At 52.0% G+C, this 9269-nt stretch carries 9 protein-coding genes and 1 pseudogene; 9 read left to right on the top strand and 1 reads right to left on the bottom strand.

The window, feature by feature from the left end:
* The 7 genes from KHQ28_RS28545 to lysM form a co-directional block, all read left to right on the top strand.
* Positions 1-414 (top strand): PTS transporter subunit IIC (locus tag KHQ28_RS28545; protein WP_323131624.1); only part of this gene is annotated, 414 nt, incomplete at its 5' end.
* Between the two features lie 20 nt (positions 415-434).
* A complete protein-coding gene (gene alsE, locus KHQ28_RS28540) occupies positions 435-1115 on the top strand; it encodes a D-allulose 6-phosphate 3-epimerase (RefSeq protein WP_004179925.1) in 681 nt (226 codons plus the stop codon).
* A gap of 116 nt (positions 1116-1231) precedes the next feature.
* Positions 1232-1702 (top strand): PTS sugar transporter subunit IIA, encoded by a 471-nt coding sequence (locus KHQ28_RS28535; RefSeq protein WP_002905131.1) that lies wholly within the window; start codon positions 1232-1234, stop codon positions 1700-1702.
* 56 nt (positions 1703-1758) lie between these two features.
* Positions 1759-2070 (top strand): PTS fructose transporter subunit IIB, encoded by a 312-nt coding sequence (locus tag KHQ28_RS28530; RefSeq protein WP_004176139.1) that lies wholly within the window; start codon positions 1759-1761, stop codon positions 2068-2070.
* A 42-nt stretch (positions 2071-2112) separates the two neighbouring features.
* Positions 2113-3219: a PTS fructose transporter subunit IIC gene (locus tag KHQ28_RS28525; RefSeq protein ID WP_004176140.1), complete on the top strand. Its 1107-nt coding sequence runs from the start codon at positions 2113-2115 to the stop codon at positions 3217-3219.
* A 205-nt stretch (positions 3220-3424) separates the two neighbouring features.
* Positions 3425-4045 (top strand): LysE family translocator, encoded by a 621-nt coding sequence (locus tag KHQ28_RS28520; protein ID WP_032418952.1) that lies wholly within the window; start codon positions 3425-3427, stop codon positions 4043-4045.
* Between the two features lie 248 nt (positions 4046-4293).
* Positions 4294-4743 carry a peptidoglycan-binding protein LysM gene (gene lysM / locus KHQ28_RS28515; RefSeq protein ID WP_002904908.1) on the top strand — a complete coding sequence of 150 codons (450 nt, stop codon included), beginning with the start codon at positions 4294-4296 and terminating at the stop codon, positions 4741-4743.
* A gap of 136 nt (positions 4744-4879) precedes the next feature.
* Here lysM and pgtP read toward each other — a convergent pair whose 3' ends face one another.
* Positions 4880-6271: a phosphoglycerate transporter PgtP gene (gene pgtP / locus KHQ28_RS28510; protein ID WP_032418953.1), complete on the bottom strand. Its 1392-nt coding sequence runs from the start codon at positions 6269-6271 to the stop codon at positions 4880-4882.
* A 404-nt stretch (positions 6272-6675) separates the two neighbouring features.
* Between pgtP and pgtC the strand changes: the two genes are divergently transcribed.
* Together pgtC and pgtB are read left to right on the top strand one after the other, a co-directional pair.
* Positions 6676-7896, top strand: a complete 1221-nt coding sequence (gene pgtC, locus KHQ28_RS28505; protein WP_032418954.1) for a phosphoglycerate transport regulator PgtC — start codon at positions 6676-6678, stop codon at positions 7894-7896.
* An 11-nt stretch (positions 7897-7907) separates the two neighbouring features.
* Positions 7908-9269, top strand: a pseudogene (gene pgtB, locus KHQ28_RS28500) (two-component system sensor histidine kinase PgtB); the annotation flags it as partial.

Genomic DNA, 9269 nt, shown 5'->3' with positions numbered 1-9269 from the left:
GTCCCGGCGTTTAAAGGGATTGCGGACAAACTGGTTAAAGACGCGAAGCCGGCGCTGGACTGTCCGACGGTATTTCCCTTCGCTCCGAATGCCGTCATCGTCGGCTTCCTCGCAAGCTTTGTCGCAGGGCTGGTCAGTATGTTCCTCTGCCCGCTGTTCGGCTTGAGCGTCATCGTCCCGGGCCTGGTTCCCCACTTTTTCTGCGGGGCCACGGCGGGGGTTTACGGCAACATTACCGGCGGACGTCGCGGGGCGGTGGTAGGGGCTTTTGCTCACGGTCTGCTCATTTCGTTCCTGCCTGCCATTCTCTTGCCCATGATGGGGGATATGGGACTGGGCTCCACAACCTTTGGAGACGCAGACTTTGGCGTTGTCGGCATCGTGCTGGGTCATATCATCGCAATGTTTAACTAACTATTTATCGGAGGTGGTTTATGAGCGCTAAATTTTCACCGTCACTGATGTGCATGGATTTAACGCAGTTCAAAGAGCAGATCACGGCAATGAATAAAAAAGCGGATTTTTACCATGTTGATATAATGGATGGCAATTACGTCCGCAATATCACACTGTCTCCCTTTTTTATTGAGAATCTGAAAAAAATTACTACTGTGCCCATTGATGTTCATCTGATGGTGAATCATCCGGAAGATATCATTCCCATGTGTCTCGAGGCCGGCGCCGATATCATCAGCTTTCATCCCGAGACGGCGAATAACAAAATATTCCGCCTGCTGAATCAGATCAAGGATGCGGGCAAAAAGTGCGGGGTGGTGCTGAACCCGGCGACACCGGCAGAAAGCATTGCCGAATATGCGCATCTGCTGGATAAAGTGACGGTCATGTCGGTTGACCCTGGCTATGCCGGACAAAAGTTTATTCCTGAGTCGCTGAACAAGATTAGAAAGCTCATCAACATGCGCAAAAATAATGGTTATCACTATCTGACGGAAATTGATGGCTCTTGCAATGAGAAAACCTTCGGTCAGATTGCTGAATCCGGGGTAGATGTCTTTATCGTCGGCACATCGGGTCTGTTTTCGCTCCATGAGGATGTCAGCCAGGCGTGGGACAGAATGATCGAGATCTTCCAGCGGGAAACTGTCGCTGCATAACGGGTTATCTCTCTTCGAACCACAGTGTGTATTTGAATAAGCCTTAAAAGATCTGCATCACGCCAGCGATGCTGGTTTGTTATTTAACGACCACTCTATATGAATGCGGGTGAATCATGGATATTTCGACAGTGCTTAATGTTAAAAACATCAAGTTAAATATGACCGCCAGAACCAAAGAAGAGGTGATAGAAGAACTCACCGATTTACTTATCCAGGATGGCGCCGTCACCAATAAGGAAGACTTTATTCGTGATGTCTGGTTACGCGAGGAGCTAGGCTCTACCGGTTTTGAAAACCATATCGCTATTCCACATGGTAAATCTTCCGGTGTTTCCCGTACCGCATTAGCCATCGGACGCACGCAACATGCCATTCCCTGGGAGACCATGGATGGCAGCGACGTCCGCTGTGTTATTTTATTTGCGGTTTGCCTGGTGGATCAAAATGCCACCCATATTCGCCTGTTGGCACAAGTGTCTGGGTCACTGGCGGATGAAGACATTATCGCTAAATTACTTGTTGAATCTGATCCACATAAAATCATTGCGCTTTTCAATTCAGAAACTGAAAACGCCGATGCTTAATACCAACTTGCTAATATCGATTTGTAATTTATTAAATTAATTAACGGAGAAACATTATGAATATTGTCGGCGTTACCGCCTGCACGGTGGGGATTGCACATACCTATATTGCGCAAAAGAAAATTGAAACTGCGGCTAAAAAAGCCGGACATAACGTTAAAATCGAGACGCAAGGAACCATCGGCATTGAGAACCCGTTAACCGCTGATGAGATTGCCGCAGCAGATATTGTCCTGCTTGCTGCCGATGTCAAAGTAACGGGCGAGGAGAGATTTGCCGGCAAAAAAGTCGTTAAAGTCGCGACGGAAACGGCAGTCAAATCCCCCAATAAGTTGATTGAAAAACTCAGTGAAATAGTCAATTCATAATTTTATTTCGGCCTGGCGACTCTACATTAAAGGGCGTGACTTATGTCTCTAAAACAAATATGGCAAGCAGCAAACCCTAAAGGACATCTGCTGACCGCTATCTCGTTTCTGATCCCCATTGTCTGTGGTTCTGGGTTTATTATCGCCATCGGTATGGGGCTTGGCGGAACGGTGCAGGACACGTTAACTCCGGGACAATTTGATGTATGGCAGGCGATGGCCACCCTGGGCGCCAAGGCGCTTGGGCTGTTGCCGGTGGTGATTGCCGTGGGAATATCTGGCTCGATTGCCGGCAAACCAGGCATCGCGCCAGGATTTGTCGTCGGGCTGGCGGCGAATACCATAAGCGCAGGCTTTATCGGTGGGATGATTGGTGGCTATATTGCGGGGTATATTGCGCTGGCGATCATTAAAAACGTCAAGGTGCCTGACTGGGCCCGCGGGTTGATGCCGACGCTGATCGTTCCCTTTTTTGCCTCCATTATCAGCTGCCTGATTATGGTCTATATCATCGGTACGCCTATCGGTATCTTTACGGAAGCGCTTACGTCTTTCCTGAGAAGCATGGGCACGTCGTCGAATTTGGTGTTAGGCGCAGTCATAGGCGCATTGTGTATTGTTGACTTTGGCGGCCCGCTAAATAAGACATGCTTTGCTTTCGTGCTGACCCTGCAGGCGCAGGGGATAAATGAACCCATTACCGCACTTCAGTTAGTTAACACCGCTACGCCTATCGGATTTGGCCTGGCTTTCTTTATTGCCAAACTGCTGCGTAAAAATATCTATAACCGTGAAGAAGTGGAAACCTTAAAATCAGCGGTTCCGATGGGGATTGTGAATATCGTTGAGGGTTCTATCCCGATCGTCATGAATGATATTGTGCGCGGTATCGCGGCGGCGGCTATCGGCGGCGCGTGCGGCGGGGCGGTCACCATGGTCTATGGTGCGGATGCGACGGTTCCTTTTGGCGGAGTACTGATGATCCCCACGATGTCACATCCGATGGCAGGCATCATGGCCCTGCTGGTGAATATCGTTGTTACCGCCACGGTCTATGCCGTCATCAAAAAAGATATCCCTCGCGACGTGATTGTTGATAATGATTACGAAGAAGAGGATATCGACCTGGATGATATTAAAGTGAGCTAACGTATCCCAGGGTTATTTTAAATCAACATTAAGCTCTTCCTGTAAGAACATCAGCCCATGACTAAGCATTACTTAGTCATGGGCTACTCTTTGCATCTGTCATCCCCGAAGAAAAATGGAGCAGGGTAAGCAGAAGATCAGGGGAAATAATCTTGTTGCAAAAATGTGAACCCTTCAGTAGCCTTGTCTCTTTCGGAGACAGGAAATGCTCGTCACTGATTCACTTCTTGCTTACACCCTCGCTGCTACACTGCTTACCCTGACGCCAGGTCTTGATACTGCTCTTATTCTCCGCACGGCGACTGCTGAAGGGGGACGCAAAGCCTTGCATGCCGCGTTAGGCATCGATCTCGGGTGCTTTATCTGGGGCGCGCTGGTGGCCTTTGGTTTAGGGGCGCTGCTGGCGGTTTCTGAGTTGGCTTATACCTTATTGAAATGGTGCGGAGCAGGATACCTTTGCTGGCTGGGCATCCAGTTGCTCCTGCGACCACGCCAGCAATTTAACACCCACCCGGCCGAATCAGATTCCACGAGTAACTGGTTTCTGCGTGGGATGCTGGGGAATGTGCTTAACCCCAAAATGGGCGTCTTCTACGTTTCGTTTTTGCCCCAGTTTATCCCTGCCGGGCATTCACCCGTGAGCTGGACTTTTCTCCTGGTCGCTATCCATGTATTGATTGGTACGCTGTGGTCGTTAACGCTGATGACCGCCACTCGCTATGCCGCAGGCATCCTGAAAAAACCAGCCGTAGTGAAATGGATGGATCGGACGACCGGCTGCCTGTTTCTGTTATTCGCTGCGAAGCTGGCAATGAGCCGCCGGTAATCTCCGGTTTCGTCCTCCCGGGGGGCAATGCCCGCTTTCATCCGGTGTCGCCTTGCCGGAATACAGACTTTCCTGCCATGCCATGGCAAATTTCCTGCACTTTGACGCTCATTGATTATACTTTGATGGCAGCTTGTGCTGCCTCAAGCAGTTGTCGCGATGGTGGATATCAAAACCAATATCCCGAACATTGGGTCAACGGGGCCGAGGAACATGTGTTCATGTAACAGTCGTGGAGGTATGGAAAGATGGGATTATTAAATTTTGTGAAAGAAGCGGGCGAGAAAATATGGGATGCCGTCTCCGGCGACAGTAAAGAAGATCGGGCTGAAAAGCTGAAAAAACATATCGATGGACTTAATCTGCCTGGCGCCGAAAAGGTCAATATTGATGTTGCGGAAGATGGCACCGCAACGGTCACTGGTGATGTCGCTTCGCAGGAGGATAAAGAAAAAATTCTGGTTGCGGTCGGGAATGTCACTGGCGTAGGCCAGGTCAGTGACGGCGTTAAGGTGACGCAAAGCGGGGCGGAAAGTCGTTTTTACACGGTCAAATCCGGTGACACTCTGAGCGCAATCTCAAAAGCGATGTATGGCTCGGCCAATGAGTATCAACGCATTTTTGAAGCCAATAAACCGATGCTGACCCATCCCGACAAAATCTATCCGGGTCAGGTGCTGATTATCCCGGCGAAGTAGGCCACTCAGCAGCAACATCAGTGATGGCAGGAATACTTGCTTTATACCGCTGTCAGAAGCCGCCGCGGACATCTATTCCTCTCTCAACGGCAAAAGAGCCAGCAAGCTGGCTCTTTGTTCCCCCGGGTTCAGGCGCTTACTGTGCGTCAGCCAGTGCCAGTCGGGCCTCTTCCTGCTCGGTGATTTTACGCTGTTGCTCAAGTTCCAGCGCGCCGCGATGAGAGAGGTAGCAGAAGAGTATGCAGCAGACGATCCCGCCCATCAGCAGATAGAACCCGCCGTGCCAGCCCATTTTATCGACCATTACGCCGAACAGGCTGGTGCCTAACGATGCGCCAAAGATATAGCTCATAAATCCGAGCAGACCCACGGCTGAACCGACGGCAAAGCTGGGGACGATTTCCATGGTCTGGACCGAGGCCAGAAACTGCGGGACATAAATAAGGCAGCCCACAATTGCCGCGAATACCGTGACCATCAGTAGCGATTCGCTTTTCCAGTAGCCGATCAGACAGATGAAGATTAGCGTCATACAGATTATAGCTAACGGCATCCGGCGCCCTTTAAACAGCTTGTCGGAGAGCCAGCCGGCCAGCAGAGTAGACGGAATTGCCGCCCACTCAAAAAACAGGAATGCGACGCTCATTTGTTCTTTGGAAAAATGTTTCACCGTCAGCAGGTAAATTGGCAGCCAGCTGATCATGCCGAAACGCACCATATAGACAAACACATCCACAAAGGAGACATACCAGGCGTTTTTGTTACGCAGTACGTAGGTACAGAAGATCTGAAATGCGCTCATGTTCTCCGGCGCTTTCTGGCCGTGTTTGGTCTTCAGCACCACTTTCTCTTCCGGCATCATCTCTGCCAGCGAAGGCAGACCTTCCTCGCGCGGCGAACCCTTACCCAGCACCAGTACGCTAATGGCGAATACCACCGCCACGCAGGCCGGTACAATGTAGCTGGCGCTCTGCCAGTGCTCGGTGCCGAGAATGGCGAATGCGGCGCCGACGATCGGGGCGACAATTCCGCCGCCGACGTTATGGGAAATGTTCCAGAACGCCCCTACGCGGCCACGCTCACGGCGCGGGAACCAGTTCGCAATAGTAATAAAAGAGGGGCCGACCCCCATACCCTGAAACAGGCCGTTCAGGACAACCAGCGCAGCGAAGACCCAGAATGCGGTACTGAATCCTAACCCGACGTTGACGATGGCGCACAGCACCAGGCCACAGGCCATAAAGACTTTCGGGCTGGCTTTATCCGCGAGGCTGCTCATTACGCCTTTACTGATCCCGTAGGCGATGAGCATACAGCTGCTGAGCAAACCGATCTGCGTGGCGCTGAGGTCTAACTGTTCTTTCAGATAGGGCGTGGATAAGGTGAAGTTATTGCGCACGATATAGTACGCCAGGTATCCCAGAAATACGCTTAGCAGCGCCTGCATACGGTATCGACCATAGGTTGCCTGAATTTTCTCAGCAGGAACTTTATTCGCCGACGGGCCTTTTTTTAATAATGATAACATGTCGTCACCTGTATTTACATTGATATGAACATCAGGAGTAATTACCCGAAGGGTGAAATAAGCGGCTAAAAAATTCAAATCGTCGAAATGAGTCAAAATTGACTCAAAATAATGCAGGGACGGGTTGTTTTTGACCCATCTGGCATGAGCGAGATTTTGCGCAATTAATTTTGCGCTGGTTTTATGTCCGGCTTGTGCGGACACTAACAAATTGCCTAATCATTATCTGGTAATCTTTCCCGATATTCCCGGACGCCCGTTTGACTATTTTTCCGCTCGCGGCGATTAATTCACCAGATGTCATAAACGGGTAAGTTTTGTCTCAACGCGGTTTTTACGGTATTTCAATATTTATGAACGGGATCACAAACATATTTCTTCGTGGGGTCAGGATAGTGAGCAAAATGCTCGCGCTGCTACTGCTGACCGCATGGCTGAGACCCTGTGCGGCGCAAGGCAATGAGCTGGTGATGGCGACGACATTTTCTCCCAGCGCCACCGTGTGGATTATCGATCGCTGGCAGAAAGAGCCGGGGTCGGTGATGATAAGGACGCTCAACCGCACCAGCGCCTCGCTGGAACAGTTGCTTGATACGGCAAATGCCGAAAATGTCGATCTGATCCTGACTTCGTCGCCGATGCTGCTGCAGCATCTTCAGGAGCATCAAAAACTGGCGCCGTTCAGCGGTGCGCCGGCAGTCAGCCAACATCTGGTGCCGGAATCCATTCGCTCCACCTCCGTGGCCGTGGCGATCTCCGGGTTCGGTTTGCTGATGAATCGCTCAGCACTGATGACCCGGCATCTGCCTGCGCCAGCGGACTGGGATGACCTGACCGATCCCTGTTATCAGGGGGCGCTGCTGATGAGCAGTCCGTCGCGTTCGGATACCAACCATCTGATGGTGGAGTCGCTGCTGCAACAAAAAGGCTGGATTAAAGGATGGGAAACGCTGTTGACCACGGCGGGAAACCTCGTGACCATTTCATCCCGTAGCTTTGGGGTGGCAGATAAGATTAAAAGCGGCCTGGGCGTGGCTGGTCCGGTGATTGATAATTACGCCAATCTGCTGCTGAACGATCCGCACCTGGCTTTTACCTATTTCCCTCAGTCGGCGGTTTCGCCGACCTATGTCGCAGTGCTTAAAAACAGCCAGCACGCCAGCGAAGCGCGGCGGTTTATTCGCTATCTGTTAAGTCCGGAGGGCCAGACGATCCTCGCCGACGCTAATACCGGGAAGTATCCGGTAACACCGCTGGCGCCAGGCAATCCACGGGCGGCGCAGCAGGCGATGCTGATGAATCAACCGCCATTAAACTATCGATTGATCCTCAAACGTCAGCGTTTGGTTCAGCGGATGTTTGATACGGCGATTAGCTTTCGTCTTGCCCAGCTCAAAGACGCCTGGCGAGCGCTGCATAGCGCGGAGGTCCGTCTTAAGCGTCCGCTGCCCGAGATACGGGCGCTGCTCACCCGTGTCCCGGTGGATCCGGCCAGCAGCGAGGATGAAGCCTGGCTGGCTCAGTTCGACAACAAAAGTTTTGCGGAACAGCAGATGATGGAGTGGCAGCTCTGGTTTCTCAACAACCAGCGGCAGGCGATTACTAAACTGGAAGAACTGAAATGACGGACAGGTCCATGCTGCAACGCCTGCGGCAAATCAGTATCAGTAGCAGTCTGCGCGGGGCATTTCTGACGGGGGCGCTGCTTACGCTGATTGTCAGCAGCGTAAGCCTCTATTCCTGGCATGAACAAAGTTCGCAGATCCGCTATTCGCTGGATGAGTATTTTCCGCGCATCCATGCGGCTTTTCTGATTGAAGGGAATCTCAACCTGGTGGTCGATCAGCTCAATGAATTTCTGCTGGCGCCAAATACCACGGTACGACTGCAGCTGCGCAACCAGATTATCCAGCATCTGGACAAAATAGAACGGCTAAGTCAGGGGTTGTCGCCGGCAGAACGCCAGCAGTTGGGGGTGATATTGCAGGACAGCCGCGCGCTGCTGGCGGAACTGGATCGCGTGCTCTACAACATGTTTCTGGTTCGTGAAAAGGTGGGAGAGCTTGCGGCGCGGATCGACTGGCTGCACGATGATTTCACCACCGAGCTGAATTCGCTGGTGCAGGATTTTACCTGGCAACAGGGAACGCTGCTCGATCAGATTGAAGCCCGACAGGGGGATGCGAGGCAGTATCTGAAACGCGCCCGGGAAGTGCAGAATGAACAGCAGCAGGTCTATACCCTGGCTCGTATTGAAAATCAGATCGTTGACGACCTGCGCGACAGGCTCAATGAACTGAAATCCGGGAATGATGACGGCATGCTGGTGGAGACGCATATCCGCTATCTTGAAAACCTGAAAAAAACGGCGGATGAAAATATCCGTGCGCTGGATGACTGGCCGAGCACCATTACCCTGCGACAAACGATAGATGAGCTGCTGGAAATNNGTGAAAAATAATATGCCGGATACCATGCGCGACTATGTTAGCGCGCAAAAAGCGCTCGTGGAAGCCAGCCGGTCCAGAGAAGCGACGCTGGGGCGCTTCAGAACGCTGCTGGAAGCCCAGCTTGGCAGCAGTCACCAGCAGATGCAGATGTTTAATCAGCGTATGGCGCAGATTGTCCGGGTCAGCGGCGGGTTAATCCTGGTGGCGACGCTGCTGGCGCTGCTGCTGGCATGGGGGCTGAACCATTATTTTATTCGCTCGCGGCTGGTGAAACGCTTTACCGCGCTGAATCAGGCGGTGGTGCAGATTGGTCTGGGCCGGACCGAGGCGACCATTCCGGTTTACGGGCGCGACGAGCTGGGACGTATTGCCGGTTTGCTTCGTCATACCCTGGGTCAGCTTAATGCGCAAAAACAGCAGCTGGAACAGGAGATTGGCGAGCGAAAAGCGATTGAGGCCGATCTGCGCGCCACGCAGGACGAGCTGATCCAGACCGCTAAACTGGCGGTGGGGGGGCAGACGATGACCACCCTGGCGCATGAGATTAA

This window comes from Klebsiella sp. 28, assembly GCF_018223905.1.
GTDB lineage: Bacteria > Pseudomonadota > Gammaproteobacteria > Enterobacterales > Enterobacteriaceae > Klebsiella > Klebsiella pneumoniae.
Note: the sequence above shows the minus strand (reverse complement) of the source record. Positions and strands in the feature narration are given on the sequence as shown.